This is a genomic window from Micromonospora sp. WMMA1363 (assembly GCF_030345795.1).
Classification (GTDB): domain Bacteria; phylum Actinomycetota; class Actinomycetes; order Mycobacteriales; family Micromonosporaceae; genus Micromonospora.
In genome coordinates this window covers 4,494,460-4,519,922 of the sequence record NZ_JAUALB010000001.1, presented here as the reverse complement: position 1 = coordinate 4,519,922, position 25,463 = coordinate 4,494,460, and the positions used below count along the sequence as shown (strand labels likewise).

The window sequence follows — 25,463 nt, the reverse complement described above, 5'->3', positions numbered from 1 at the left end:
CGTCTATTGTGGGATGGCACCGCCGAGGTAGCGGCTGTTGTGGATGCGTTGTTGTTCCTGGGCCAGGTGCCAGGTCCAGTACTGGTCGAAGTCGCCGTTGCTGATCAGGGTGCGGAGTTTGAGGATTGCTTCGGCGCCGTCGAGGCCCCAGCGAGCGCCGGTGACGTCCATACGATCTTTGACCAGGTGGCGGCAGGCGCCTTCGATCACCCCGGTGGCGATCGGCCACCCGTTGGCCAGCGCGGTCGGGTAGTCCAGGTACGGTTTTTTGGCCAGCAGGTAGGCGGCGGCGACATCGGCGGGTTTGCGTTTGCCGGGGTCCAGGCCGTGGTAGGTGGCCTTGCGTCGGATGGCTGCGGCGACTATGCCGGCCCGTCCGGCCAACACCTGCCGGGCCTGGGCGCGGACCCACCGTTCGGCGTTCGGGTCGCCCTCCGGGTGGAAACACCAGGTGGCCTTCCAGAGGTACTCGATGACGTGGATGAAGTCCACAACAACCGGCAAGGTGATCTTGCGGGTTTTGGCCTCGGCGTGGATCCGGTCGATCTGGTGGGTGTTGCCGTCGACCAGGGCGATCCAGGTCCGAGCGTGGTCGGGGTCGCGGCGGTCGGCCTCGGCGAACCCGGCGGCGATCACCGCCGCGGCGTCGTCGGTCACGCTGGCGTGCAGCCACTTGCCGGAGGTGACCGGCGCCGGGGTAGCAGTTTGGGCCGCTTCGGGGTCCTCGGGCAGGATGTCGGCGATGGTGCGCGGCTTGCCGGTCACGTCGAAGACCGCGGCGACCTCGCACATCCGCTTGCGGTTGCGTTTCTCGCCCTTGGACCGGCGGCCGGCCAGTTTCTGGCTGACCGCGGCCTTGGCGGTGCCCGCGCGGAGCCCGTCGGGGCGCATCACCACCCCTTTGGCGTCGAAGGACAACGCCAGCACATCATCATCGGCCGACCAGTCCGGGGCGTGGGCGGTGTAGAAGGCATCCACATCTATCGCCGCTGCGGCGGCCAACGCCTCGACCTGCCGTTTCCCGATACGCACCGTGGTGGCCCGCTCAATCGCGGCCGCCGCGTCGGTGAACGAGCCGCGGGCCGCCTCGGCCGCGGCCAACCGGCGCAGTCCATGCGAGTGCTTCTCCACGGGCAGGTTCAACACCGCGTCCGCCGGGTTCAGATCGGCCCGCGCCCGCGCCCGGTAGGCGATACGCGTCACCACCACCTCACCGAACCGGGTGGCCAGCGTCCGCTGCCGCCCCCGCTCGGCCCACCCCCGCAGATGGCTATCGGCGTCGGTCACCTCGTCGAGCCGTTCCTCCCGACTGGCACGAAGATCCAGACTGTCCTGCAACAACTGACACAGCAACCGCATGCCATCGGTATGCAGCCGCTCCTCCAGTTCGGCGTGAGTCATCCCCGCCGCATGCTCACCGGACAGGAAGTCCACCATCGCGCCGAACCGCACGGATGAGCCGGCGAAAGCATCGTCCGCCGTCTCGGATGCGTACTCTTGCACCGGGCTCCCTCTTTGCTGATGTTCGTGTCTCGCAACCGACGAACATAGCGGGAGGATCCCTTTCACCATCACAACCAGTAACACATCCCCAGGCCACACAGCGTGTCGCCGCACCTCACCAGAGCCGCACCCTTATCTAATGGGACCTCGTACCTAAAGATCTGCCGGGCGGCTGAACCCGTAGGCGCGCTCGACCTTCGCTACCTGGACCGTGAACGAGGCGTACCAGTGCTCGCGTCCACGCGCACAGATCAGGGCGTGCTCCGCGTGATCCCGCCAAGCGGCAATCGAGTCCGCGTCCCTCCAGTACGAGACCGTGATCCCCAAGCCGTCCGCACCGCGAGCCGAATCGACGCCAAGGAAACCCGGCTGGGCGGCGGCCAGTTTCAGCATCTGCTCGGCTGTTTCCCCATAGCCGTTGTCACCAGCAGTCCGCACGGAGGCGAACACCACCGCGTAGTAGGGCGGGGCGGGCAGCGACGCGGGCGCAAGATCAGTCATGGAGATCCTCCTACAGACAAACAGAAGGTGGTGAGAACAGTGTGTGAGCCGGAGGCTCTGCTGGCACCCACACCCTGCCGGTGCGTCGCTATTCGCTCCGCAGCCCGTCGGCGCGCATCAGCCGCCACAGGGCGGGCAGGCTCAGCCCGGCCAGCAGCATCATCACCACCGCGGCGAGGCCGGTAGACACGCCGACGACCGGCCAGTTGACCGCGATGGGGCCGCCGATCATGCGCAACAGGACCACGCCGAGGCCCAGCCCGAAGACCACCGCGAGCGCCAGCCCGATCAGTACGGGCACGGCGGTTTGCCACAGCACCGACCCGGCCAGCGTGCTGCGACGGATGCCGACCGCGACCAGCATCGCCAGCAGCCGGCGCCGCTCGCGCAACTGCTCGAGTACGCCGACCAGCATGCTCGTGCCGATGAGCAGCAGCGTCACCACCGCGCCGATGTAGAGGCCACGGCGTACGTTGACGAACCGGCGCGCCTCGCTCGTGGCCGACAGCGCGTTGACCGACGACAGCGGGTCGAGCATTGTCGCGGCGTTGCGAAGATGCTCCAGCGCGTCCCGGTCACCTGGGGCGAAGCCGGCGAACATGGTGATGCCCACCGAGCCCAGGTTGGCCAGGTCGATCGCGCCTGGGGTGGCCAGGATGGCGCCTACGGGCCAGCCCGACGGGTCGTCGGAGGCCGGCACGGTGCGGGTAGCGGCGGGCAGCGTCCACCCGGTGCCCGCGGACGTCCTGCCTCCGGTGTCGAGCGTCAGCCGTGTCCCCGGGGTGAAGGCGTCGAGCGAGGGCTCGTTCGCCGGCCCCTGGGCCACGAACACGTCGCCGTTCGCGCACGACCCGAGCCGCGCGAACTCGGCCAGCCTGGCACAGTCGCCGATGCGGAGCGTGGCGTGTGCGTCGGTGCCGTCGATGGAGCAAACAGCCGCAGGCTACCGATGCTGTTGGCGATGCCCTCGGTGGCTTCCAGCCGGGCCAGCGCCGCCGGTGCGTCGGCTACCGCAGAGATCTGCACGACCGCCTGGGCCCGGGACAGGTCGTGCCCGGTCGGCTCGACGTGCTCGCCTTCTGCGGCGGCGAAGAGCATCTGCAGACCGATGGTGCCGGCGACCGCAACCGCGATGCCGTTGACCAGGCGAGCCGACGTGGCGCTGTCCAGCTGCAGCCGGCGGATGGCGAGCTGCCAGGCGACCGGGCCACCACGGACGCGGCGCACCAGCAGGTCGACCAGCCAGGGCAGCAGGGTGACCGTGCCCATCAGCAGCAGGATCGATCCGGCCGCGACCTGGTAGTCGGTGCCGGTCGCGTCGTCCCGTCCGCCGACCAGCGGGTAGATCAGGGCCAGACCGACGGCGGGCAGCAGCAGCCGCCACCACAGCCGGCGCCGGGTCGTGGTGGCCCGCCGGGTTACCCCGAGCGGCTCGATCACGATGCCCCGCAGGGCGATCAGGCCGACCACGACCGCGACCGCCGGCGCTGCTACCACGATCACCGCCAGCAGCGGCAGGCTTGGCCGCACGTCGTCGGCGTACACGCTGATGTCCCAGAGTGTGACCAGCGGCACCAGTTGGCGGCCGAGCGCGAAGAGCACGCCGCCGACGGCGAGGCCGAGCAGCGCGGCGGCGGTTGCCTCGCCGGCGGCGATCCGGCAGATCATCCGCTTGTCCGCGCCGACCAGGCGCAGAGCGGCCAGTCGCCGGTCGCGGCGTTCGCCGCCGAAGCGCACCGCCGCGCCGAGGAACACCGCGATCGGCAGCAGCAGCACCACAACCATGATCACCACGAGGAGGCGCAGTGAGCCGTCCCACGGCTCCTGGGTTCCCGTGGGGGGGCTGCCGAAGCGGTCGATGCGGACGGCGTTGTGGCTGGTCAGCGCGTCGCTGCCTCGGTAGAAGGTGAGCTCCCGTGGCCCTACCAGCCCCTGCTTTCCGATCGTCCCGACGATCTGGGCTCCGCCGAGCCGGGGTGCGAACAGCCGGCCGTCGGGCGAGGCGAGCAGGTCCCGCAGCGCCGGGGAGACGACCACCTCGCCGGGGCCGGGCAGCGCGGCCACACCCGGCGGGGGTGGTGCCTGCGGCCCCTCGGCGCGCAGGAGCGCGCCGCGCACCGGCGTCCCCCGGAACTCCGTTGTAAACTGCCAGGCCAGCAGAGTGTTGGCCGCGGCGGGGAGCTCGCCCATGCCGTCGGCGCTGCGCGCGTCGCCGCGTGCCTGGCGGGCCTGCAGTGCGCCGGGCACCGCGGCGGCCAGCAGCAGCAGCGCCACGCCGATGCCCACTCCGAGCGCGGTCAGCATGGTGCGGGTCCAACCGTCGCGGCCTCCGGTAAACGCCAGCCGTGCGCCAAAGATGAGATCCCTCATGACACCGGCTCCATGTTCCGGGTGCGCCCGTCGCGCACCACCACTTCCCGATCGGAGTAGGCGGCGACCCGTGGCTCGTGGGTTACCAGCACCACCGCCGCCCCGGTCTCGCGCGCAGTGCCGGTGAGTAGCCGCATCACCCGCTCGCTGTGGAGCGAGTCGAGGGCCCCGGTCGGCTCGTCGGCGAAGACCACGCGTGGTCCGGCGACTAGTGCCCGGGCCACCGCGACGCGCTGCCCCTGCCCGCCGGAGATCTCGCCGGGTCGCTTGCCGGCGACGTCGGCCACCTCAAGCCGGTCCAGCCATCGCCGGGCACGGCGCTCCGCCTCGCGCCGGCCGATCCGCTCCAGCCGCAGCGGGAGGGCGACGTTTTCTACGCAGCTCAGCTCCGGCACGAGCTGGCCGAACTGGAACACGAAGCCGAACTCGCTGCGGCGCAGCGCGCTGCGCTCAGCGTCCGGCATCGTCGACACCTCCCGCCTGTGGTAGTAGACGCGACCGGAGTCGGATCGAGTGATGCCTGCCAGGCAGTGCAGCAGGGTGGACTTTCCGGAGCCGGACGGGCCCATGATGGCGACGACCTCGCCCGCTTGGACGGCCAGGGACGCGCCGGCCAGCGCGGGGGTTGATCCGAAGGACTTGTGCAGATCGTCGGCGACCAGCAGGGCTGTCAACGCCGTACCTCCTTGGCAAGGTCGTCGAGGCGGGCCGCAGTCAGCTCCAGCCAGCGCAGGTCTGCCTCGAGGTGGAACAGCGCATGGTCGCAGATGAGCTGTTCGGCGAGGTCGCCGTCGCGCTTGCGCCGGGTCAGCTCGCGCATCAGCCGCAGGTGTTCGGCCCGCTGAATGTCGAGCAGGTCGGCCGCCGAGCGGCCGGTGAGCAGCGCCAGCACCACCTTGGTGTAGAGGGTGCTCTGCAGGTAGAGCTCGGACTTCTCCGGTTGCGACAGCCAACGCTGCACATCGGTCACTCCGGCCTCGGTGACGGCGTACCGCTTACGCTCCGGACCCTCGCCCGATTCGACGCTGTCGACCTCGACGAGACCATTTTTTAGCAGCCGGGACAGCGTCGCGTAGACCTGGCCGAAGTGTAGCGGACGGGCTTTGCCGAACCGCTCGTCGTATGCGCGCTTGAGGTCGTAGCCGTGACGGGGCCCCGTCTCCAGAAGGCCCAGGAATGCCTGTCCGATTGACATGGCCTGACTCTACACCACATCTCTACACAGTGGTGTATACGTCAGGGCTCACGCGGCGGGTTGACGCGAAGGCGCCGTCCCGTTGTCGGATCGGTGCACGCGCCGAGCTCCGCCAGCGGGCATCGACCAGACCGCTCGGGCCAATCGATGTGGTCGCGGTGACCACCCGAGTCATCGACAAGACAGGCGCGTTGCGGCTGTCGTTCGTTCTGCTCGATTGCCACCCCGGCGGACATCCGCTTCCCGGTACGACAGCGCCTAGTACTGCAACGGCGGGTCGTAGCTTCGGGTGCTGATCATTCGTTGGTTGGTTGTGGTGGATGCGCGGGTGGTCGGGTCGTGGGATGCCGGGTTGGAGGAGTTGTTCTTCCGGTTCGCGCATCGGTTTGAGCGGGTGGAGCCGCGGCGGCGGGCATGGGCGTATGTGCGGGGGCTACTGGCACCGTTGGAGCGGCGTAACGGCTGGACCCTCGCGGAGCAGGCTGGGCATGTGTCGCCGGACGGGTTGCAGGGCATGTTGTGCAGCGCGGCGTGGGACCGGGACGCGGTCCGCGATGACGTGCGCGATTACGTGGTGGACCAGATCGGCGATGCGGCCGGGGTGCTCATCGCTGACGAGACGGGGTTCGTCAAGAAGGGCCGTGCGTCGGCGGGGGTCCAACGGCAGTATTCGGGTACGGCGGGCAAGACCGAGAACTGCCAGATCGGCACGTTCCTGTGCTACGCCACGCCGCGGGGTCGGGCGTTGATCGATCGGGAGTTGTACCTGCCGAAGTCGTGGACCGGTGATCGGGACCGGTGCCGGCGCTCGGCGATCCCGGACGCCGTCGGGTTCGCGACCAAGCCGCAGCAGGCGCAGGCCATGCTGGAGCGGGCGGTCACCGCGGGGGTGCCGTTTTCGTGGTTCACGGCCGATGAGGCCTACGGGCAGAACCCTGGCCTGCGGGGCTGGTTGGAGGATCGGGACATCGCGTACGTGATGGCCACCCGACGCGACGATCGGGTGCCCTCCGGGCTGCACACCACCACCGGTGTCGACGAGCTGATCGGCAGGGTGCGTGCGGGCGCGTGGCAACGACTGTCGTGTGGTGACGGCGCGCACGGGCCGCGCCGCTACGACTGGGCTCGGCTGCCGATCCGCCGCACCTTTGCCCACGGCCGCCGCGGCTGGGTCCTGGCCCGACGCTCGATCACGGATCCCGGCGACATCGCCTACTACGTCTGCTTCGGCCCCCGCGGCACCCGACTACGCGACCTGGTGCGGGTCGCCGGTAGCCGTTGGTCGGTGGAGGAATCGTTCCAGACCGCGAAGAACGAGGTCGGCCTGGACCAGTACCAGGTCCGCCGCTACGACGCCTGGTACGCCCACATCACCCTCGCGATGGCCGCCGCCGCGTTCCTCGTCGTCACCCGCGCCCTCGAAGCCGCAAAGGGGGCACCACCGCAAACGAGCGCAGCCAGATCCCGCTGAGCAGCAACGAAATCCGCCGCCTGTTCGCCCACCTCGTCCTGACCACCCGCCGTCGAGCCGACCACATCCTGCGCTGGTCCGACTTCCGCCGTCGCCGCCAGGAACAAGCCCGAGCCGCCCACTACCGCAAACGACTCAAACCGCCATAAGTCACGACCCGCCGTTGCAGTACTAGGGGCACCAGGCACTTCGGTTACGGCCCGTAGTGACCAGGGTGAGCTGATCGGGGGGCTCATCGAAGGCTGGGCCGTCGCGGTCAACTCGGCCGAGTATCCACCGGTGGGGCGGGCAGCTACCACTGGTCGGTCTCCGATCGGAACGGAACCGTTTGTTTCGTCAAGATCGACGACCGCGACGGCGATGGAGCCACGAGAGAGGACGTCTCCGGTCGCCTGGAGCGGTCGTTGGCGAACGCGCTGGCCTACGCCGTGCCGGCCTCGACGTCCTTGTCACTCCGTTCCTGGCCGCGGGATGGCGCGGTGCTGCGGCGGCTCACCCCAAGGCACGCCTCATCCGTGTTCCCGATGGTCGACGGATCCATTGGCGATTTCGGCCCGCACCAGCCCGAGGACCTGGCCGAGATGGTCGGCCTGCTCGCCGAGCTGCCTCGGGCCACCCCGGTGGCCGTCGGACCTTGCACCGCGGGCCGACCTGCACTTCCTGGCGGGGATCGACTGCACGAGGCGCTGAGCGAGATTGGCCGGCCGTGGATCAGCGGTCCACACGCCGAGCCGGCCCGCAAGCTACTGTCTCACCACGCCGGACGTGTTCGGCGATGGCTGGCCGAATTCGACGGGCTTGTCGACGTCGTTCGGGGCACGGCGACGGAGAGCTGCCGCGACAGCGTTGACCTACCTCACCGGATATCGAGACCGCCCCCGGATTGAACGGCTCCGCGCACCCGACAAGCCATCGATGACCGCTATCGCTCATCGGCATGACGATGCGTCGGGCCGCGTGCTGATCGGTTCGAACGCGTCGTCGGCGAACGCCACACTCGGCCTGCGGCGGATCCGGATGTTGGGTTGCGTGCTCCGGCATGAAGGTGCTTGATCGCCGGTCAGAGCACGTTACGGCCCGTCTCTGTGAGCTCCATGGTTGGTCACCCAGCCGAGGAGCAAGGCGAGGAATCGTTCGGGCTGCTCCAATGACGGCAGGTGGGCGACGTCCGGCCAGTCGACGCGGCGAACACCGGTAAGCCCTGCGCACAACCGGTCGGCGGAGTCTCGGGTCGTGGCGAGATCGTGACCACCAATCAGCACCAGCGTCGGCGCTTCGATGTCGCTCAGCCGATCCAACGCAGGCGGATCCGGCTGGACCTCGTCGACGTCTGCCCAGGACGCGGTCACCTCGAACGCCTGGCGCTGCATGCGGCGTATGAAGTCCTGGAAGCCGGGATCGACCTGCGAGGCCTTCCGGCCAGGACCGACGACCCAGAAGGTGATGTTCGCCTCGACAGCGGCATCGACATCGCCGACGGCGAGCGCGCTCTCCTCCGCGTCGGAGAAGGCCTTGAGGTCGTCGGTCAGCTCGGCTAGCAGGCTGCCACCTGGCGGGCACAGGAGGAGAGATCGAACGAGCTGCGGCGCCGCCAGCGCCACTTCGACTGCGACGCCGGCACCGAATGACGAGCCCACGAGGTGGCATCGGCCGATGCCGAGATGGGAGAGCGTCGAGAGGACGTCGTCAACGTGCGATAGCGGCCCTTTCGGAGAGGCCGTCGATTCCCCGAAGCCGCGTAGGTCAAGCCGCACGACGTCGTGTTCCCTGCTCAGACGCGCCCACTGGGGGTCCCACATCCGGCGGTCGGCGATACCGGCGTGGATCAAGACAATCGGCAGGCCGTTGGCAACCACAGCGTGGTCATAGGCGATTCCGAGTGGAGTGATCGCCACAGCTCTCCTTTGTTGGGGTAGGTCGTTGACGGGCCTCAGGCAAGCAGGGCGACAGGTCCGGGTGCAACAGGTTTGTCGAATCCGCCACCGACTCACCTGCGCACCGCCAGTTCGCAGCGGCAGATCCGGATGCACCCGGGAGCTGGTTACTCGCGGGCGGTGAGGTGCTACCGTACCGCTGCTTGAGAAGAGAGATCGTGCCGAGGCTTAACCAGATCATCGCGGTCAGGGCGTCTTCGGCTGGGCTGCCTGGTGCCGGCTGAAAGCCGACGAGCACGTGATCGTCAGCGCCGGCGATGGCGATGGCGATGGCGATGGCGAGGGTCAGACCAGGCGCCGGGCGTCCTGGGACGCGGGCATGGATGCCCACCACGGGGAACAGCGCGGCGGTGTCAGACCTCCGTCATCGCCTGCACGAGCGTGTCGACCACGGACTGCCAGTGACGGCGCTGCTGCTCACGCTCGGCTGCGTCAGCGAGCCGTTCTTGATGGACGGTCAGCCCGCGCCCGGCTCTCGCCCATGGCCCGCACCATGAGTTACAGTGTGGTGTCGTGTGTCCAGTCGGGTGACTGCCAGGTGAGCCGGACGCGGTCGAGTTCGGGCAGGCTGCGCGCGTCTCACCCCGCACGCCGCCCCGGTCCGGTAGACCCCGCCCTTCTCCGGGAGCACGGTGACGCCCTCGCCTAGCCAGATCGCGACACCCGCCGGTGCGGTGAGAAACGACCACATGTTCACGCGAGTGAGCAGCAGCCCACCGGTCCCCCACGGCGCGCAGCCACCGCTTCGACGGCACGAGCGCGCCTGGTCTACACCGCTCGGCGACGGATCCGGTACGCCCGGTGACCGTGCCGGCCCGACGCAGGACGGGCGGGCAACGCGCCGTACCCTTCGCCGCGTGACACTCGGGGAGCCGGTGGCCGAGGGCCACCTGACGACGTCCGCCACGCCCGATCCGGCGACCGGACCGGTAGCGACTCCGCCGCTGGACCGGCGACCGCGCCGGCGCTGGCCGTTGTGGACGGCGCTCGTCGTGGTCCTGCTGGTGGCCGCCGGACTGGCGGTGCCGGCCGGTGCCGTCCGTGGTGCCGAGAGCCGGACGTCCGCCGGCGTCATCGCCCGGGCCGAGAACCCGACCACGCGGGCGGCCCGACAGATCGCCGCCCGGATCGCCGGGCAGCTGGACCGGCAGTCCGCCGCGCTACTCCGCGACGACCGGGTCGGTTTCCTGGCGATCGCCGAACGGGCTCTGCACACCGACCTGCGTCGCCGGTTCGCGACGCTGCGAGCGCTGCGAGTGAGCGGTTGGCAGGCCCGCCCGAAGGGATTGCCAACCCAGGCCGGCCGGCCTGGCGAGTGGCGGTTGACCGTCGAGTTCCAGTACTGCTTCGTGGTGCCGGACTGCCGGCCCAGCTCAGTGTTCGTCGAAACCCGGTGGCGAGACGGTGGTGCGGAGCCCAGGCTGCTCGAGCTGGCGAAATCGGAGCCCGACCAGTACCTGCCCGGGCTGACGATGGACCAGGTCGGCGCCCTGCCCTGGGAAATGAGCGAACTGGTCGCCGTAATGGGCAAGCGCACGCTGGTGGCGACCACGCCGCGGTTCCGCAAGCGGCTGCCGGAACTGCTAACCAGGGCGGAGGCGGCGGCCAAGGTCGCCGACCAGTACGTGGTGGTTGGCGACCGACCCGACCTGTACCGGATTTACTACGCCGGCCCGACGGAGTGGAAGCGCTGGTACGGCGGCGAGCTGCCGGATTGGGCCGCTGGGTACACGATCGGCATCGGCGGCGGCCACCGCGAGATCGTGGTCAAGGACGACCGGTACACCCCGGCGGGGCTGGACGAGCTGCTGCGGCACGAGCTGGCGCACGCGGCCTCGCTTCCGGACCACGACTACTGGGACGAGTCGACGTGGTGGCTGGTCGAGGGACTGGCCGAGCATGCGGGCGCCGACGGGCGGGCGATCAGCCGGTACCTCGGCCTGAGCGCGACGCAGCGGCTGGTTGACCGGGGCTGGGACAGGAAGCTCGACACCGTCGCGCCCGGCGAGGACACCCCGGACGCGCGGGTGACCGGTAGCTATGGGATCGCGTACCTGGCCGTCCGGTACCTCGTCGACCGGTTCGGTGAGGAGCGGGTGTTCGCCTTCGTCAAGGCGGTCCTGCACGATCGCCGGATTCCGCGACAGACCTCGGAGGACGTCCTCGGCGTGCCCTGGTCCACCCTGCACGCAGACTGTGTCAAGTACATCCGGGGCGTCGTGGGCTGATCGTCCGGACGTCGTGCGCCGCGCACGTCTACCGCACCTCCGGCCTCGCCGAGAAGCTGGACGGGCGGCCGGTGATGGCCGACGGCGGCTACCGCGGGCAACCCGGAGGTAATCCTGCCGTACCGCAACCCCGCCGACGGCAGCGACCTGCCCGCCTGGAAACAAGCCCTCAACGTCGAGCACCGCACCGTCCGAGCAAGGGGCTCCTCGAAGACGCCCAGATCAAACTGTCGGTGGTCGCCAGCGACATCTTCGGCGTCTCCGGCCGGGCGATGCTCGACGCCCTCGTCGCCGGGCAGCGTGACCCGCACACCCTGGCGCAGCTGGCCCGCACCCGCATGCGCACGAAGCTGCCCGAGCTGCGGGAAGCGTTCACGGGCCGGTTCAGCGACCATCACGCGTTTCTGCTGGCCCGAATGCTGGCCCACATCGACACGCTCAACGCCGACATCACCGTGGTCGAGGCCCGTATCGAGGAGCTGGTTGCCCCTTTCCCCGGGTTCCACAGATGTGCTGGTCGGCTAGTACACGAATCTTTGGGTTGAGCTGCGGAAACATGGCGTTAGCCGGCTAGGGTGTGTCTCCTGGATCTTCGACTCCGGATCGGCTATCTACGTCTGTCGTGAGTGGGCGGTTCGAGTTGACCGAAGTCGAGTACGCGCGGATCGCGCCGTTGCTGCCGGTGATGAAACCGCAGCGGGGCGGGCGGTGGCGTGATCACCGGCAGGTGATCAACGGGATCGTGTTCCGGGTGCGCACCGGAGTGCCGTGGCGGGACGTTCCGGAGCGGTACGGGCCGTGGAAGACGCTGTACAAGCGGTTCACCCGCTGGCAGGAGGACGGAACCTGGGCGCGGATCGAGGCGATGCGGCACACCGACGCGGACGCCGCCGGGGACCTGGACTGGCACGGCAACGCCGATTCCACGATCGTGCGGGCGCACCAGCACGCCGCCGGCGCCCGTAAAGGGGGCTGAGCAGCCGTGACGCAGCGCGACGGGAAGGACTCGGCAAGTCACGCGGCGGGTGGACCACGACGATCCACACGATCGGTGACGGACAAGGCCGGAACCTGACCAGCCACCTGACTCCCGGCCAGGACTCCGACACCCGCCAACTGGTGCGGCTACTCGACGACGTGGCCGTGGCCCGCCCCGCAGGCGTCGGCCGCCCCCGCAAGCGCCTCGATTCCCCGTCGGCGGACAAGGCGTACAGCTCACGCAGCAACCGCCGGTCCCTGCGGGCCCGGCGCATCCCCCACGACATCCCCGAGAAGGACGACCAGAAGGCCAACCGGGCCCGGAAAGGGTCACGCGGTGGCCGCCCACCCACGTTCCGCCCGCACCGCTACCGGCAGCGCAACACCATCGAACGGCTGATGAACCGGCGCAAGCAGTTCCGCGCCGTGGCCACCAGGTACGACAAGCTCGCCTGCCGCTACCGGGCCACCGTCCAGATCGCCGACATCCTCACCTGGCTACGCGCGAAACGGGACTGTACAAATAACGGCTGATCGACCGATCAAGGGAGAGACGCCAGATGACGACCGAGACCACCGTGGGACAGCCGGCCGTGGAGCCGGTGGGTGCGGTCACGGATGAGCAGTTGATCGCGATGCTGGTCGATCGGGCTCGTGGTGACGGGTTGAAGCTGACCGGCGAGGTGAGCTTCCCCCGCTTTGCTGGAGCGGTGGTTACCTGCTGCCGGCTGGCGCAGGGGTGGCGATAGGTGGTTCGGCTGGTTGCCTCTGGTGGGTGTGCCAGGCGGTCTCGTACTCGTTCGGGCTGAGGTAGCCCAGTTCCTTCTGGATGCGGCGGGTGTTGTACCAGCCGTCGATGTAGGCGAAGATCGCGTTCTCGGCCTCGTCGCGGGTCCGCCAGCTCGTGCGGTAGACGAGTTCGATCTTCAGCGTCGACCAGAAATTCTCCATCAGGGCGTTGTCGTAGCTGTCGCCGACGGAGCCCATCGAGGGCAGGATCCCGTTGTCCTGTAAGCGTTCCGCGAACCGGAACGATGTGTAGTTCGACCCGCGATCTGAGTGGTGGATCAACTGGCCGTCGCGGACGTCGCGCGACCAGATGCCGTATTCGAGGGCGGCGAGGATCAGGTCGGTGTCGCAGCGGTTGGAGGTCTTCCAGCCGACGATTCGGCGGGAGAAGACGTCGCGGACCGCGGCGAGCCAGAACACGCCTTCGCCGCAGGGGATGCGGGTGGCGTCGGCGACCCAGAGCCGGTTCGGCCCGGTGGCGGTGAACTGCCGCCCGACAAGGTCCGGCGCCGGTGTGTGCCGTGGGTCCTGCCGCGTGGAGCCGCCGCGCCAGCCGCGGCGCAGGAACGCGCCCTGCCAGCCCTGCTGCGTCATCAGCCGCTCGACGCGTTTGCGACCCACGTAGATGCCGTCGCGGCGTAGCTGGCGGTGGACCCGGTCCGCGCCGTAGGTGCGCCCGGAGGTCTCCCAGATCTCGTGAATGTTGGAGATCAGGCCCAGGTCGACCACGTCGCGGTCGCAGGGCGCCTCGGCCTGCTTGACCCACGCGTAGTAGGTCGAAGCGCCGATGTTCAGGACCCGTAGCAGGAGCGCGACCGCGAACTGGTCACGGTGTTCATCAATGAACGTCATGACCGTCGCCGGGTCGGGTCGAGCTCCGCCGCGAAATACGCGCTCGCCGCTTTCAGGATCTCGTTGGCCCGCCGCAGCTCGGTGACCTCCCTGCGCAGCCGGCGGTTCTCCTCGACCATCTCGCTGGTCGGCCGGTCGTGACGCTCACCCGTGTCAGCCTCGGCCTGACGGATCCAGTTCCTGAGCGCCTCGTGATGCACGCCGAGCTGCTCGGCCAAGCGCCGGATCACCGGCTTCGGGTCCGATTCGCGGTACAAGCGCACAGCGCGCTGACGGAGCTCATCGGGGTACTTCTTCGGTGCTGCCACGGATACTTCCTCCCCCACGGCCATCAGACCATGGTCAAGAAACTCCATGAAAGCGGGGGTGGCTCAAGGGTGGGCTGCTGCAGCAGCTGACGAAGCGGGTCCTCGAGTCGGCGTTGGATGGGGAGATCACCGACCACGTCGGCTACGACAAGCACGACCCGGCGGGTCGGGGTAGCGGGAACACCCGTAACGGCAGCCGGACCAAGACGGTGCTCACCGACGTCGGGCCGGTCGAGGTGCGGGTCCCACGCGACGCCGCCGGGACGTTCGAGCCGCAGATCGTGCGTAAGCGGCAGCGGCGTCTGACCGGCGTCGACGACATGGTCCTGTCGCTGTCGGCCAAGGGCCTGACCCACGGCGAGATCGCCGCGCACCTGGCTGAGGTCTACGGCGCTGAGGTGTCGAAGCAGACCATCTCCACGATCACCGACAAGGTCATGGACGGCATGGCCGAGTGGCAGAACCGGCCCCTGGACCGGGTCTACCCGGTCGTGTTCATCGACGCCATCAACGTCAAGATCAGGGACGGTCAGGTCGCGAACCGGCCGATCTACCTCGCGATGGCGGTCACCGTCGACGGCCACCGCGACATCCTCGGTATCTGGGCCGGTGACGGCGGCGAGGGCGCCAAGTACTGGCTGCACGTGCTCACCGAGTTGAAGAACCGCGGCGTGGCCGACGTGCTGATGCTGGTCTGTGACGGGCTCAAGGGACTGCCGGAGACGGTGGAGACGGTGTGGCCGCGCACGATCGTGCAGACGTGTGTGGTGCACCTGCTGCGCAACTCGTTCCGCTACGCCGCCCGGCAGGACTGGGACAAGATCGCCAAAGCGCTGCGGCCGGTCTACACCGCGGCGACCGAGGACGCCGCCACCGAGCGGTTCCTCGAGTTCGCCGAGGCGTGGGGCCGTAAGTATCCGGCGATCGTGAAGCTGTGGGAGAACGCGTGGGCGGAGTTCGTGCCGTTCCTCGCCTTCGACGTGGAGATCCGCAAGGTCATCTGCTCCACGAACGCGATCGAGTCCGTCAACGCCCGTATCCGCAGGGCCGTGCGAGCTCGTGGCCACTTCCCGAACGAGCAGGCCGCACTCAAGTGCGTCTACATGGCCTTGATGAGCCTCGACCCGACCGGAGCCGGCCGCCGACGCTGGACCATGCGCTGGAAAGCACCACTGAACGCCTTCCAGATCGCCTTCGAAGGCCGGCTCACCCCGGCCAACAACTGACCACCTCAACAACCAAGATCAGCCGTTAACTTGACACTCCCCGACCCGCCGTTGCAGTACTAGGGCGGCGAACACGATGGTCAGGTGGGCTTCGATCGATTCGCGGGTGTGGTGGTAGATCGGCCGGGCTGCCAGGTCTGTCTTCGACATCCGGAAGCTCTTCTCGACCTGCAGCAGCCGGCTGTAGGCGCCGATGACCTGCGCGGGGTCGGGGTCCGGCAGGTTGGTGACGTAGCCCTTGATTCCGGCCAGGGCACGGTTCTTTGTCTCCAGGGTCCGGTTCACGCTCTTGCTCGCCCCGGTCAGGCGCACGTACCGGTTCCGCTTCACCGATGTCTTCCCGGCGACGGCGTTCTCGGCTTTGGTGATTTGGGTGTCGATTCCCCGCAAGGTCCGTCGGGCCCGGTCAGCGCGGTATTGGTAGTAGATCGTGTGGTCGCGGCGCTTGTCGCCCGGGCCGGCGGGCCAGGGCTGGATGAAGACATGCCCGTCCGGGATCTCGGCGTCGGGGTGAGCGTCGCCGCCACGCCGCCACGACGTAGGGCACGTCGAGGACGCGGGCGCCGAGGATGAACGACAGTCCGGCGGCTTCGATCGCGCGTTTGTTCGCATCCGACACCATCTCGGCGTCGGCCACCACCGTGACGTCGGACAGGCGGTGCGCGTCGAGGAAGGCCCGCAGGACCGGCAGCATGGTGGTGGTCTCGGCCCGGTTGCCCTCGAACGCGCGCACCATCAGCGGGAACCCCGACCCGTCGGTGAGCAGACCGACGGTGATCTGCGGCTGCAGGCGTCGTTCTTTGCTGAAGCCGGGCTCGCGGAACCCGTCACCTTCGTCGGTCTCGAAGTACAAGGTCGTGACGTCGTAGAGCAGCAACGTCGTCGGTCCCAGGCGCAGATGCTCGGCGCAGGCACGCGCCAGTTGTGCCCGCCACCGCCCACCGGCCGGACCGACTCGTCCCGGCCCTGACCCGCATCGTCGGGGCTCTGATCAGCGCCGGCGTAGACCCGCAGCCGCCGCTTCACCGTCCGGTAGGACGGCGGGTCCAGACCGGCCTCGGCGAGCACCCGCAGGGAGCCCAGCTTGCTGGTCGGCTCGATGATCCTGGCCAACACCAGCGCCCGGAACACTTCGTCCCGGCCGGTCGCAGGCCCGAACCCCAACACCTCGTAGCCACGACTCAACGCGTCCACCAGATGCCCCATCCGCGACGACGTGATCGGCAACGCCGCGCCCTGGTTCGCGGGACTGCCCGGCAGACGCAGATCCAACTCGCCCTGCCCCGCGGCCAACCGCTGCCACGCCACCGCCTTCAGCAGCTCCAGGTCCGCGTCGGTAAGCGCCGACCCGATGTGCTCGATGTCCCGCGACCCGCGGTGCTGGGAGTGCGCGATCTGCACCGCCCGCGCCCCGGACGCCGTCTTCACCGTCCGCACGTACGCCACGACCACCCACGATAGAACCGACCCCGTTTAGTGCGTGCCTCCCGACACGCCACCGCAGGTCACAGGCCCACCAACCGCCGAATCAACAGATCTTGGCCCAAGTCGGGTCAATCCCGCCACACGCTCCGCGCCGCCACGGCGAGCGGCAGCAGCTTGCAGCCGGTGACCTACGCCTTCCGGCTCGGCGATATCACGCGGCCTGCGACGCGTACGGTGAGATCGACGTTCGCACGGCCGACCCGACGACGTCAGCGCCGACCGCCACCGCGACACTTCGCCCATCGCGACCCGACGCCTATCGACCATCGAATAGGGCATCGGTAGAAGTCGAATAGACGAGTGACTGTATTTCCAGTTCAGAGGCCATCTTGGGGTGGGCCGCCGGGGGCTCGAACCCCGAACCTACTGATTAAAAGTCAGCAGCTCTACCATTGAGCTAGCGGCCCGCCGCGCCCCAAGGCTACCCGACTCCCTGGTGAGGATGCACGCGGATCTCCGGGCAGCCGGTCTCCCGCAGCCCATCCTTGCCGCAGCCAAGGCTTGGCGTCTGCTGCTGCGCCCGCGGCCCTCGAGCCGCATCTTGCGCCGGGTCTGGGTCCGCCCTGCCAACGCCCGGCCGGGATTACCTGTGCAGGTCTATGCCCCGTCGGGGCTGTTCGTTCGTTGATCAAGCAGCCGTCGTCCAAGCGGACGCTTCACCCAGCCGTTCGGATCGGCCTTCCGGCTGCCGCTCTGCGGGCCAGCAGTGAGCGCCGCGCCGGTGTGGGCCAGGCCCGCTGGTGGAGCATCCGCGCTGGCCCGGATGGCTGTGCTCTGCTCCGGGGCAAGGACGCCATCGAAGACGATGATGGGTCGTTCGGTGCGAGTGGGCCGCTGGGGCACTCAGTCGCCGACCTGGTTCGTGCGGACCGCCAATGCTGGCGACTCCGATCTGGACGGATCGCCACGATGACAACGAGCGGGGCGCGTTCCGGGACGGCCTCGACATCCGGCACCTGGACGATCGGCGCGCGGCGAGCCCTGCTCGACACCCTGCGGCATTTCAGGGCGATCCGGCTGGGAGCGGCGCCTACCGGTCTGCCTTCGGGCCCGCACCAGTCTGCTCGTAGCCTCGGCGTGGGCGAGTGGACCGGGCGATCGTGACTACGAGCGGACGGCTACTGGCTGGCGTCGGCGGTGATCCGGAGGTCCCAGCCGGGCAGGTCGTTCTCGTCGTTGGGGACGAGGCTGGTGTCGTACCAAGTGGCGTCGGGGCGTCCCCGCTTGCTCCCGTTGGTGTAGCCAGGTGCGCAGTGCGGTCAGGGACGGGGAGTTCGCCGTGTCGGCGAGGATGGTGCCGTCGGTCAGGATGACGGCGGCGGTGGTCGCGGTGGTGTGTCCGATGCCGCGTGTGCCGTCGCGCAGGGCGGTGATGCTGCGTTGATTTGTCGTGATAGGGCCAGTGGGTATGCCGAAGGCGGCCGGCTCGGTGCGCCGGACGCGATCCAGGTCGCCGACCGGTTCCACCTGCTGCAGAACCTCACCCATGCGGTCGACCGAGTCGTGCGCGCGCACCGCGCCTGCCTCAAGGACCGACCCGAGGCCGAAGCCGTCGCGCAGCCGCGGCCGTCCACCGAGGGTGAGCAGGGCCGCCGGGCCGAGATGACCCGGCAACGCCACGCCGAGATCCATGCCCTGCACACCACCGGTGTTGGTACCACCGCGATCAGCCGGGCGTTGAACCTCGACGGCAAGACGGTGCGCCGTTACCTGCGCGCGGCCACCGCGGACGATCTGCTCACCGGGACCGTTCCCCGGGCGAAGGACCTCGACGAGCACACCACCCACCTCGCCTCCCGGTGGGAACAGGGCTGCACCAACGCCGTCACGCTGGCCACCGAACTACGCGAGTGCGGCTACCGCGGCAGCGCCCGCACGGTGCGCCGGCTGCTGCAGACCTGGCGCGACGGCACGATCAAACCGACCGCTGTGGCGCCGGTCGCGCCGAAACCTCGCGAGGTGACCGGCTGGATCATCCGGCCCGCCGGCGAGCGCACCGAACGGGAGCAGGCCGACCTGGCCCGCATCCTCCAGCGGTGTGACAGCCTACGCACAGTTGACCGCCTGGTCAGCGACTTCGCCGGCATGCTGCGCCAACGCCAGGGCCAGCACCTGGACACCTGGATCACCCAGGCCAACCAAAGCGGTGTCGCGCAGCTGGCCGGCTTCGCCGCCGGCCTGGTCAAGGACGACGACGCCGCGCGCAACGGGCTCACCCTGCCCTACAGCAGCGGTGCTGTCGAGGGCAACGCCTGTCGATTGAAAGCGCTCAAAAGGCAGATGTACGGCCGTGCGAACTTCGACCTCCTCCGGCTCCGCGTCGTCCTCGCCGAGTAGCCGTCACGCCGCAGGTGGGACCGAATCACGAACTTCGTGCCAGAGCCAAATCCCGCTGACCGTTGACACTCAGGCGGGGCCCGGGCGGGCGCGGTCGGTGAGCATACGCACCGCCAGGACGCTCAGCACCGATGCCATGAGATAGCGCTGTATGCGCATCCACGTCGGTCGGGCGGCCAGGAACTTCGCGATCCGTCCTGCGGCGATCACGATGAGTCCGTTGCCGATGATCGCGATCGTGATCTGGGTGAGGCCGAGGATGATGGCCTGCAGCGCGACATGCCCGCGCGCGGGCTCGATGAACTGCGGCAGCAGTGCCACGTAGATCATCGCGATCTTCGGGTTGAGTAGGTTGGTGACGAAGCCCATCGCGAACAGCCGCCAGGTCGGATCCTTCGGCAGCTTCTGGGACTCGAAGGGGGAGCTCTTGCGCCCGCGCAGCGCCTGGTAGGCCAGATACAGCAGATACGCCGCACCGACGACCTTGAGTACGGTGTAGAGCACCGGAACGGCCGTGAAAACGGCGCCAAGCCCGGCCGCCGTGGCAAGTAGGTAGACCCCGAACCCGGCGGTAGTGCCGAGCAGCGAGGTCAGTCCGGCCGTGCGTCCCTGCGTCAGTGTGCGCGACACGAGGTAAAACATGTTCGGCCCCGGGGTCGCGACCATGGTGAGCGCGACGAGGGCGATGCCCAGGATCGCGCCGGTGCTGATCACAACCCTGAGCCTGCCACCGGGTCCATGGCTGGGCAAGCGGTTGCGATCCTCGGCACAGCACGGCCTACTGCGCTTGTCCGTGGCATCAGGATGTCAAGCCCCGGGTTTGATGGAGTGAAGCGCTCCTGCAGCTGCGGTTGCCGGCACCTGGAGTGGGGCCCTCCTGCTCCTAGATCAACTGATTGGTTGTTTTTGCTGAAAGCTACGGACGGACGCGCAAGGGGTGCGGTTTGCGGTCATCCGTTGGGGTCGGTGTCGCGCGACCAAGCGTGGACAACGTCATCGTCACGGTGCGCGGCGAGCGTCTCGGAGAGCCGTCGGGTTATGTGGACCATCAGGTCCGGCGTGTCCCGGTCGAAGCCGTACACCCGTTCAGCGGTGCCTGCACGGCCCAGATCTCATCGTGCTTGTCGGCGGGCAGGATGCGGGCCGGATCGCCAACTGCGACCCAGCCGACTGGGACGGTCGCGCCCGGCTCCAGACGCGTACGCAGGTGGATCGTCGCGTGAATGCGCACTTCCGTGCCACGACCGAGGTGAGCGCCGTGGAAGATCGCCGCCCCGGTGGCCATGAAGACCTGCTCCTCCAGCACGGCCCCGTGAGGTGCGCGTTCGGGCCGATCAGGCAATGGTCGCCGATGGTGCAGGCGTGACGGGCGCTGGCTCGCACCACGGCGTTTTCCATCACGATGCACTCTCGCCCGATCCTGATGGTGCCTCCGGCCTCGCCGATCACGCGCGCCCCGTGCATGACGCGGGCGCCAGGACCAATCGTCACGTCGCCGCATACCGTGGCGTCGGGCGCGATCCAGGCCGTCGGGTCTATCTGCGGCTGCCTGCCCGCGTGTGTCATCAACATGGTTGCTCTCCTACCTGAGCCACCCCCGCTTTCATGGAGTTTCTTGACCATGGTCTGATGGCCGTGGGGGAGGAAGTATCCGTGGCAGCACCGAAGAAGTACCCCGATGAGCTCCGTCAGCGCGCTGTGCGCTTGTACCGCGAATCGGACCCGAAGCCGGTGATCCGGCGCTTGGCCGAGCAGCTCGGCGTGCATCACGAGGCGCTCAGGAACTGGATCCGTCAGGCCGAGGCTGACACGGGTGAGCGTCACGACCGGCCGACCAGCGAGATGGTCGAGGAGAACCGCCGGCTGCGCAGGGAGGTCACCGAGCTGCGGCGGGCCAACGAGATCCTGAAAGCGGCGAGCGCGTATTTCGCGGCGGAGCTCGACCCGACCCGGCGACGGTCATGACGTTCATTGATGAACACCGTGACCAGTTCGCGGTCGCGCTCCTGCTACGGGTCCTGAACATCGGCGCCTCGACCTACTACGCGTGGGTCAAGCAGGCCGAGGCGCCCTGCGACCGCGACGTGGTCGACCTGGGCCTGATCTCCAACATTCACGAGATCTGGGAGACCTCCGGGCGCACCTACGGCGCGGACCGGGTCCACCGCCAGCTACGCCGCGACGGCATCTACGTGGGTCGCAAACGCGTCGAGCGGCTGATGACGCAGCAGGGCTGGCAGGGCGCGTTCCTGCGCCGCGGCTGGCGCGGCGGCTCCACGCGGCAGGACCCACGGCACACACCGGCGCCGGACCTTGTCGGGCGGCAGTTCACCGCCACCGGGCCGAACCGGCTCTGGGTCGCCGACGCCACCCGCATCCCCTGCGGCGAAGGCGTGTTCTGGCTCGCCGCGGTCCGCGACGTCTTCTCCCGCCGAATCGTCGGCTGGAAGACCTCCAACCGCTGCGACACCGACCTGATCCTCGCCGCCCTCGAATACGGCATCTGGTCGCGCGACGTCCGCGACGGCCAGTTGATCCACCACTCAGATCGCGGGTCGAACTACACATCGTTCCGGTTCGCGGAACGCTTACAGGACAACGGGATCCTGCCCTCGATGGGCTCCGTCGGCGACAGCTACGACAACGCCCTGATGGAGAATTTCTGGTCGACGCTGAAGATCGAACTCGTCTACCGCACGAGCTGGCGGACCCGCGACGAGGCCGAGAACGCGATCTTCGCCTACATCGACGGCTGGTACAACACCCGCCGCATCCAGAAGGAACTGGGCTACCTCAGCCCGAACGAGTACGAGACCGCCTGGCACACCCACCAGAGGCAACCAGCCGAACCACCTATCGCCACCCCTGCGCCAGCCGGCAGCAGGTAACCACCGCTCCAGCAAAGCGGGGGAAGCTCAACCGGTCGGGTTCGCTGGTCGCCTGTCAAGCCCCGGGTTTGGTGGAGAGTTGGTTAGCTGGTTTCCAGGGGTGCGGTGACCGGGTGGGTCATCGCGTGTAGGGCCTCGTGTTCGGCGGGTGGGGTGTGTCCGAGTTCGCCGTGCAGCCGGCGGTTGTTGTACCAGTCGATGTACTCGACGGTGGCCATCTCCAGGTCGTCGAGCCCGCGCCACGGACCTCGGTTGCGGACGAGTTCGGCCTTGTACAGGGAGTTGAACGCCTCGGCCATCGCGTTGTCGTACGAGTCGCCCTTGGACCCGACCGAGGCGACGGCGCCGGCCTCGGCGAGTCGTTGGCTGTAGCGAATCGCTCGATACTGGACTCCCCGGTCCGAGTGATGCACAAGTCCGCCCAGTTCAGCGCCCTGATGCTCGCGCCGCCAGATCGCCATCTTCAACGCGTCCAACGCGAGGTCGGTGTAGAGCGACGTGGATACCTGCCAGCCGACGATCATGCGCGAGTACACGTCGAGGACGAACGCGGCGTACGCCCAGCCCACGGCCGTGCGCACGTAGGTCAGGTCGGCGACCCACAGCTGGTTCGGCCGCACGGCGGTGAAGTCGCGTTTGACCAGGTCACGAGGCCGACCGGTCTCGGCTGCGGGCCGGGTCGTGCGCGGCGACTTGTCACGCAGCAACCCGCGCAGCCCGGCGGCGCGCATCAGCCGCTCGACCGTGCACCGGGCCACCTCGACGCCCTGGCGGTGCAGCTCGTGCCAGATCTTGCGGGCGCCGTAGACGCCGTAGTTCTCGGCGTGGATCCGCTTGATCAGCGCGGTCAGTTCCTCGTCGCGCCGGCAACGGGCGCTGACCGGGCGGGTCTTGGTGGCGTAGTAGGTCGACGGTGCGATCTGTGCCGGCGTGTCTTCCAACACCCGCAAGACCGACTGGACACCGTGCTGTTCCTGCTGCGAGTCGACGAACGCGACCCTCATCGCGACGGCCGGTCCAGCTCGGCCGCGAAGAAAGACGCCGCGGACTTCAGGATCTGGTTCGCCCGCCGCAGCTCACGATTCTCCCGTTCGAGGGCCGCGATGCGTTCGGCATCGCTGCTGGTCGCGCCCGGCCGCTCACCGGCGTCGGTCTCGGCCTTCTTCACCCACGTCCGCAACGCCTCTGGGTGGACTCCGAGCTGGTCGGCGATCCGCCGGACCGCGCCGACCGCGCCGGCCGGATCCCGACGGGCCTCAAGGACCAACCGGGTCGCACGCTCACGCAGCTCGTCGGGGTACTTCTTCGGTGCGGGCATCGCTGGTGTTCCTCCAGGTTTCGATGTCTCCATCTAACCCGGGGCGCAACAGCCTGTTCGAGTTCGCCCGCACGAGTGCCAATAGGACACAGCGGGCAATCGCAGACCGTGTGATCGCATAACCGACAGGTGGTACGGACCTGGGCGCGTGAGGTCGTGGTTGAAGCGAGCACCGAGTCTAGCAATCGCTCAAAGGTTGCCCTGTCGCGCTCAGGCAGGCCGGCCAGAAGCCGGTCCATGGCGTGCAGGCGTGCGGCTTGCAGTGTTTGCGCATGGTTCCGCGCTCGACACCGTCTCTGCCGATCAGGCCCGCGTCTCTATCAGCATTCCTGGGTACACGCGAGCGGGCACGACGATCAACGAGCTTTCCCCTTGACACGCCTGGGTATGTGCCGTGGTGGTCGCGGCCCGACGTCGGGCTGATCACCATCGTGGTCTACGTTTCTCAGGAGACCGCCCGGCATGCCGGGCACGCTGACATCCTGCGTGAGCAGCTCGATGGACGGACCGGGGTGATGGCTGAGCACGAGGAACGGGCTGACGCGAAGGCCCGCGAGGCGTATCGGGCAAAGATCGAACGGGCTGCGCAGGAGGCGGTCGGCGGGTCGCCTCATGCTGACCTGTCCGACACGCATGGCGCGGAGGTCGCGCCGTGAAATATCCGGATCTCATGGAGGCTCGCCCGTGAGAGCGGTCATAGTCGCGGCTGCGGTCGCGTTCGTCATCTCTCTGTTCGGCACGCCGATGGCGATCCGCGGCTTCACCGCGCTCAAGGCGGGCCAGCCGGTTCGATCCATCGGGCTCGCCAGCAACCAGCGCAAGAAGGGCACGCCCACGATGGGCGGTGTCGTCTTCATCGTGGCGACCGTCTTCGCCTACGTTGCCGGGCGCATCGCCCTTACCCTGCCCGAACGACGGATAGCGCAGGAGGGGCCGACCATGACGGCCCTCGTCCTGCTCGGCCTGTTCGTCTTCTGCGGCGCGGTCGGCTTCTTCGACGACTTCCTCAAGGTGCGCCGGCGCAACTCCGACGGACTGTCCGCCAAAGGCAAACTGTTCGGCCAGGCCATCGTCGGCGGCGGGTTCGGCATAGCCGCGCTCTACGTGCCGAGCACCAACGGCCAGACCGTGGCCAGCGAGCACATCTCACTCATCCGCGACATCAGCTGGCTGGATGTCGGCAAGGTCGGCTCGGTGATCGTGTTCGTCTTCGTGATCACGGCGATGTCGAACGGCGTGAACCTCACCGACGGCCTCGACGGCCTGGCCACCGGCGCGTCAATCCTGGTACTCGGGGCGTACGCGCTAATCGGTTTCTGGCAGTACCGGCACTGGTGCGCCGACACCGACTACGCCCGCGTGAACGACTACTGCTACCAAATCCGGGATCCCCTGGAGATCGCCATAATCGCGGCGGCAGCAGCCGGCGCCTGCGCGGGCTTCCTGTGGTGGAACACGTCCCCAGCGCGGATCTTCATGGGTGACGTAGGTGCGCTCGGGCTCGGCGCCCTGATCGGCGGGCTCGCGGTCGCTACCCGCACCACGCTGCTTTCGATCATGATCGGCGGGCTCTTCGTCATCATCACGGTGACCTGGGTGATCCAGATCGTCTCGTTCCGGACCACCGGAAGACGTGTCTTCCGGATGGTGCCGTTGCATCACCACTTCGAGTTAGCCGGCTGGAGCGAGGTCACTATCGTGGTCCGGTTCTGGATCGTGGCCGGTGTCTGCGTGGCGGCGGGCCTGTTCCTGTTCTACTCGGACTTCCTTGCAGCCGCCGGATAAGGCCACGCGGCACGCCTGGGACCTGCCGTCCAGTCAAACCACGAGATCGAGAGCACACCAGAGCGTCCACCGGGAGACACCCAGCTTGCCGGCAACAGCTGCCTGGGTCTGGCCAGCTCCCACCAGAATCCGCGCGTCGGCTACCTAGTCGACAGTCAGGGCGTGTGGGCGGCCACCCACACGCCCCCGGGTACGGGCGGCGTCGAGGCCCTCACGTGTTCCCTTGACGATCTGCTGACGTTGGAACTTGGCGATACAGTATCGCCAGCTGTAGACGCCACCCGATTGGACCACG

At 68.5% G+C, this 25,463-nt stretch carries 22 protein-coding genes, 1 tRNA gene and 2 pseudogenes; 11 read left to right on the top strand and 14 right to left on the bottom strand.

Features of this window, described 5'->3' with window-relative positions; genetic code table 11:
- Positions 1-3: 3 nt before the first annotated feature.
- The 6 genes from QTQ03_RS21135 to QTQ03_RS21110 form a co-directional block, all read right to left on the bottom strand.
- Complete coding sequence (locus QTQ03_RS21135) at positions 4-1,437, bottom strand: ISKra4 family transposase (RefSeq protein ID WP_289280660.1); 1,434 nt, start codon at positions 1,435-1,437, stop codon at positions 4-6.
- A 219-nt stretch (positions 1,438-1,656) separates the two neighbouring features.
- Positions 1,657-2,004, bottom strand: coding sequence for an antibiotic biosynthesis monooxygenase family protein (locus tag QTQ03_RS21130; protein WP_289279545.1), 348 nt, complete (start codon positions 2,002-2,004; stop codon positions 1,657-1,659).
- A gap of 88 nt (positions 2,005-2,092) precedes the next feature.
- Positions 2,093-2,836 (bottom strand): ABC transporter permease, encoded by a 744-nt coding sequence (locus tag QTQ03_RS21125; RefSeq protein WP_289279544.1) that lies wholly within the window; start codon positions 2,834-2,836, stop codon positions 2,093-2,095.
- The gene (locus QTQ03_RS21120; RefSeq protein ID WP_289279543.1) at positions 2,770-4,374 is read right to left on the bottom strand and encodes an FtsX-like permease family protein; all 1,605 of its coding nucleotides are present in this window, start codon (positions 4,372-4,374) and stop codon (positions 2,770-2,772) included. The genes QTQ03_RS21125 and QTQ03_RS21120 overlap by 67 nt, the downstream gene beginning before the upstream one ends.
- The gene (locus tag QTQ03_RS21115; protein ID WP_289279542.1) at positions 4,371-5,048 is read right to left on the bottom strand and encodes an ABC transporter ATP-binding protein; all 678 of its coding nucleotides are present in this window, start codon (positions 5,046-5,048) and stop codon (positions 4,371-4,373) included. Before QTQ03_RS21115 ends, QTQ03_RS21120 begins: the two co-directional genes overlap by 4 nt.
- The gene (locus QTQ03_RS21110; RefSeq protein WP_289279541.1) at positions 5,045-5,569 is read right to left on the bottom strand and encodes a PadR family transcriptional regulator; all 525 of its coding nucleotides are present in this window, start codon (positions 5,567-5,569) and stop codon (positions 5,045-5,047) included. Before QTQ03_RS21110 ends, QTQ03_RS21115 begins: the two co-directional genes overlap by 4 nt.
- Positions 5,570-5,897: 328 nt before the next feature.
- Between QTQ03_RS21110 and QTQ03_RS21105 the strand changes: the two genes are divergently transcribed.
- Positions 5,898-7,040 (top strand): IS701 family transposase, encoded by a 1,143-nt coding sequence (locus QTQ03_RS21105; RefSeq protein ID WP_289279559.1) that lies wholly within the window; start codon positions 5,898-5,900, stop codon positions 7,038-7,040.
- 1,070 nt (positions 7,041-8,110) lie between these two features.
- On the opposite strand, the gene QTQ03_RS21100 is transcribed toward QTQ03_RS21105, so the two are convergent.
- A complete protein-coding gene (locus tag QTQ03_RS21100; protein WP_289279540.1) occupies positions 8,111-8,935 on the bottom strand; it encodes an alpha/beta fold hydrolase in 825 nt (274 codons plus the stop codon).
- Between the two features lie 896 nt (positions 8,936-9,831).
- On the opposite strand from QTQ03_RS21100, the gene QTQ03_RS21095 reads away from it, so the two are divergent.
- The 4 genes from QTQ03_RS21095 to QTQ03_RS21075 all read left to right on the top strand — a co-directional run bounded on the left by QTQ03_RS21095 (position 9,832) and on the right by QTQ03_RS21075 (position 12,929).
- A complete protein-coding gene (locus QTQ03_RS21095; RefSeq protein WP_289279539.1) occupies positions 9,832-11,202 on the top strand; it encodes a hypothetical protein in 1,371 nt (456 codons plus the stop codon).
- 233 nt (positions 11,203-11,435) lie between these two features.
- Positions 11,436-11,747, top strand: a complete 312-nt coding sequence (locus tag QTQ03_RS21085) for a hypothetical protein (RefSeq protein WP_289279538.1) — start codon at positions 11,436-11,438, stop codon at positions 11,745-11,747.
- 140 nt (positions 11,748-11,887) lie between these two features.
- A protein-coding gene (locus tag QTQ03_RS21080; protein WP_502889880.1) for an IS5 family transposase occupies positions 11,888-12,714 on the top strand; the annotation gives its coding sequence in 2 pieces (ribosomal slippage) (positions 11,888-12,176 and positions 12,176-12,714; 828 coding nt in all).
- A 26-nt stretch (positions 12,715-12,740) separates the two neighbouring features.
- Positions 12,741-12,929: a hypothetical protein gene (locus tag QTQ03_RS21075; protein ID WP_289279537.1), complete on the top strand. Its 189-nt coding sequence runs from the start codon at positions 12,741-12,743 to the stop codon at positions 12,927-12,929.
- Here QTQ03_RS21075 and QTQ03_RS21070 read toward each other — a convergent pair.
- Together QTQ03_RS21070 and QTQ03_RS21065 are read right to left on the bottom strand one after the other, a co-directional pair.
- Positions 12,895-13,821 (bottom strand): IS3 family transposase, encoded by a 927-nt coding sequence (locus QTQ03_RS21070; protein ID WP_289277269.1) that lies wholly within the window; start codon positions 13,819-13,821, stop codon positions 12,895-12,897. The genes QTQ03_RS21075 and QTQ03_RS21070 overlap by 35 nt on opposite strands.
- A complete protein-coding gene (locus QTQ03_RS21065) occupies positions 13,818-14,177 on the bottom strand; it encodes a transposase (RefSeq protein ID WP_289277270.1) in 360 nt (119 codons plus the stop codon). Before QTQ03_RS21065 ends, QTQ03_RS21070 begins: the two co-directional genes overlap by 4 nt.
- Before the next feature lie 23 nt (positions 14,178-14,200).
- Between QTQ03_RS21065 and QTQ03_RS21060 the strand changes: the two are divergent.
- Positions 14,201-15,355: pseudogene (locus tag QTQ03_RS21060) on the top strand (IS256 family transposase); the annotation flags it as partial.
- 54 nt (positions 15,356-15,409) lie between these two features.
- Here QTQ03_RS21060 and QTQ03_RS21055 read toward each other — a convergent pair.
- Positions 15,410-16,801 (bottom strand): annotated as a pseudogene (locus tag QTQ03_RS21055) (IS1634 family transposase); the annotation flags it as partial.
- Positions 16,802-17,175: 374 nt separating this feature from the next.
- Positions 17,176-17,247: transfer RNA gene (locus tag QTQ03_RS21050), tRNA-Lys, on the bottom strand.
- 973 nt (positions 17,248-18,220) lie between these two features.
- On the opposite strand from QTQ03_RS21050, the gene QTQ03_RS21045 reads away from it, so the two are divergent.
- Positions 18,221-19,177 carry a transposase gene (locus QTQ03_RS21045; protein ID WP_289279536.1) on the top strand — a complete coding sequence of 319 codons (957 nt, stop codon included), beginning with the start codon at positions 18,221-18,223 and terminating at the stop codon, positions 19,175-19,177.
- 69 nt (positions 19,178-19,246) lie between these two features.
- Here QTQ03_RS21045 and QTQ03_RS21040 read toward each other — a convergent pair whose 3' ends face one another.
- Both QTQ03_RS21040 and QTQ03_RS21035 read right to left on the bottom strand, forming a co-directional pair.
- Positions 19,247-19,891, bottom strand: a complete 645-nt coding sequence (locus tag QTQ03_RS21040) for a LysE family translocator (RefSeq protein WP_289279535.1) — start codon at positions 19,889-19,891, stop codon at positions 19,247-19,249.
- 334 nt (positions 19,892-20,225) lie between these two features.
- Positions 20,226-20,483: a hypothetical protein gene (locus QTQ03_RS21035; protein WP_289279534.1), complete on the bottom strand. Its 258-nt coding sequence runs from the start codon at positions 20,481-20,483 to the stop codon at positions 20,226-20,228.
- Between the two features lie 299 nt (positions 20,484-20,782).
- Between QTQ03_RS21035 and QTQ03_RS21030 the strand changes: the two genes are divergently transcribed.
- Both QTQ03_RS21030 and QTQ03_RS21025 read left to right on the top strand, forming a co-directional pair.
- A complete protein-coding gene (locus tag QTQ03_RS21030; RefSeq protein WP_289277270.1) occupies positions 20,783-21,142 on the top strand; it encodes a transposase in 360 nt (119 codons plus the stop codon).
- Positions 21,139-22,065, top strand: a complete 927-nt coding sequence (locus QTQ03_RS21025; protein ID WP_289277269.1) for an IS3 family transposase — start codon at positions 21,139-21,141, stop codon at positions 22,063-22,065. Before QTQ03_RS21030 ends, QTQ03_RS21025 begins: the two co-directional genes overlap by 4 nt.
- An 83-nt stretch (positions 22,066-22,148) precedes the next feature.
- Here the strand turns inward: QTQ03_RS21025 and QTQ03_RS21020 are convergent.
- Positions 22,149-23,383 (bottom strand): IS3 family transposase gene (locus tag QTQ03_RS21020; RefSeq protein ID WP_502889712.1). Its coding sequence is split into 2 segments (ribosomal slippage): positions 22,149-23,104 and positions 23,104-23,383, totalling 1,236 coding nucleotides; the frame shifts between segments, so codons are not numbered across the junction.
- Positions 23,384-23,772: 389 nt separating this feature from the next.
- Between QTQ03_RS21020 and QTQ03_RS21015 the strand changes: the two genes are divergently transcribed.
- Together QTQ03_RS21015 and mraY are read left to right on the top strand one after the other, a co-directional pair.
- The gene (locus QTQ03_RS21015) at positions 23,773-24,039 is read left to right on the top strand and encodes a mycothiol transferase (protein ID WP_502889795.1); all 267 of its coding nucleotides are present in this window, start codon (positions 23,773-23,775) and stop codon (positions 24,037-24,039) included.
- A 28-nt stretch (positions 24,040-24,067) separates the two neighbouring features.
- Entirely contained in the window at positions 24,068-25,168 is a 1,101-nt protein-coding gene (gene mraY / locus QTQ03_RS21010) for a phospho-N-acetylmuramoyl-pentapeptide-transferase (protein ID WP_289280929.1), read from the top strand.
- The last annotated feature ends 295 nt before the right edge of the window (positions 25,169-25,463 follow it).

What these genes read in the sequence shown, in the direction of transcription:
- QTQ03_RS21025 (WP_289277269.1), top strand. Translation starts at nt 21,139, where the DNA reads ATGACGTTCATTGATGAACACCGTGACCAGTTCGCGGTCGCGCTCCTG.
- QTQ03_RS21075 (WP_289279537.1), top strand. Translation starts at nt 12,741, where the DNA reads ATGACGACCGAGACCACCGTGGGACAGCCGGCCGTGGAGCCGGTGGGT.
- QTQ03_RS21065 (WP_289277270.1), bottom strand. Translation starts at nt 14,177, where the DNA reads ATGGAGTTTCTTGACCATGGTCTGATGGCCGTGGGGGAGGAAGTATCC.
- QTQ03_RS21030 (WP_289277270.1), top strand. Translation starts at nt 20,783, where the DNA reads ATGGAGTTTCTTGACCATGGTCTGATGGCCGTGGGGGAGGAAGTATCC.
- QTQ03_RS21120 (WP_289279543.1), bottom strand. Translation starts at nt 4,374, where the DNA reads ATGAGGGATCTCATCTTTGGCGCACGGCTGGCGTTTACCGGAGGCCGC.
- QTQ03_RS21110 (WP_289279541.1), bottom strand. Translation starts at nt 5,569, where the DNA reads ATGTCAATCGGACAGGCATTCCTGGGCCTTCTGGAGACGGGGCCCCGT.
- QTQ03_RS21130 (WP_289279545.1), bottom strand. Translation starts at nt 2,004, where the DNA reads ATGACTGATCTTGCGCCCGCGTCGCTGCCCGCCCCGCCCTACTACGCG.
- QTQ03_RS21070 (WP_289277269.1), bottom strand. Translation starts at nt 13,821, where the DNA reads ATGACGTTCATTGATGAACACCGTGACCAGTTCGCGGTCGCGCTCCTG.
- QTQ03_RS21135 (WP_289280660.1), bottom strand. Translation starts at nt 1,437, where the DNA reads ATGGTGGACTTCCTGTCCGGTGAGCATGCGGCGGGGATGACTCACGCC.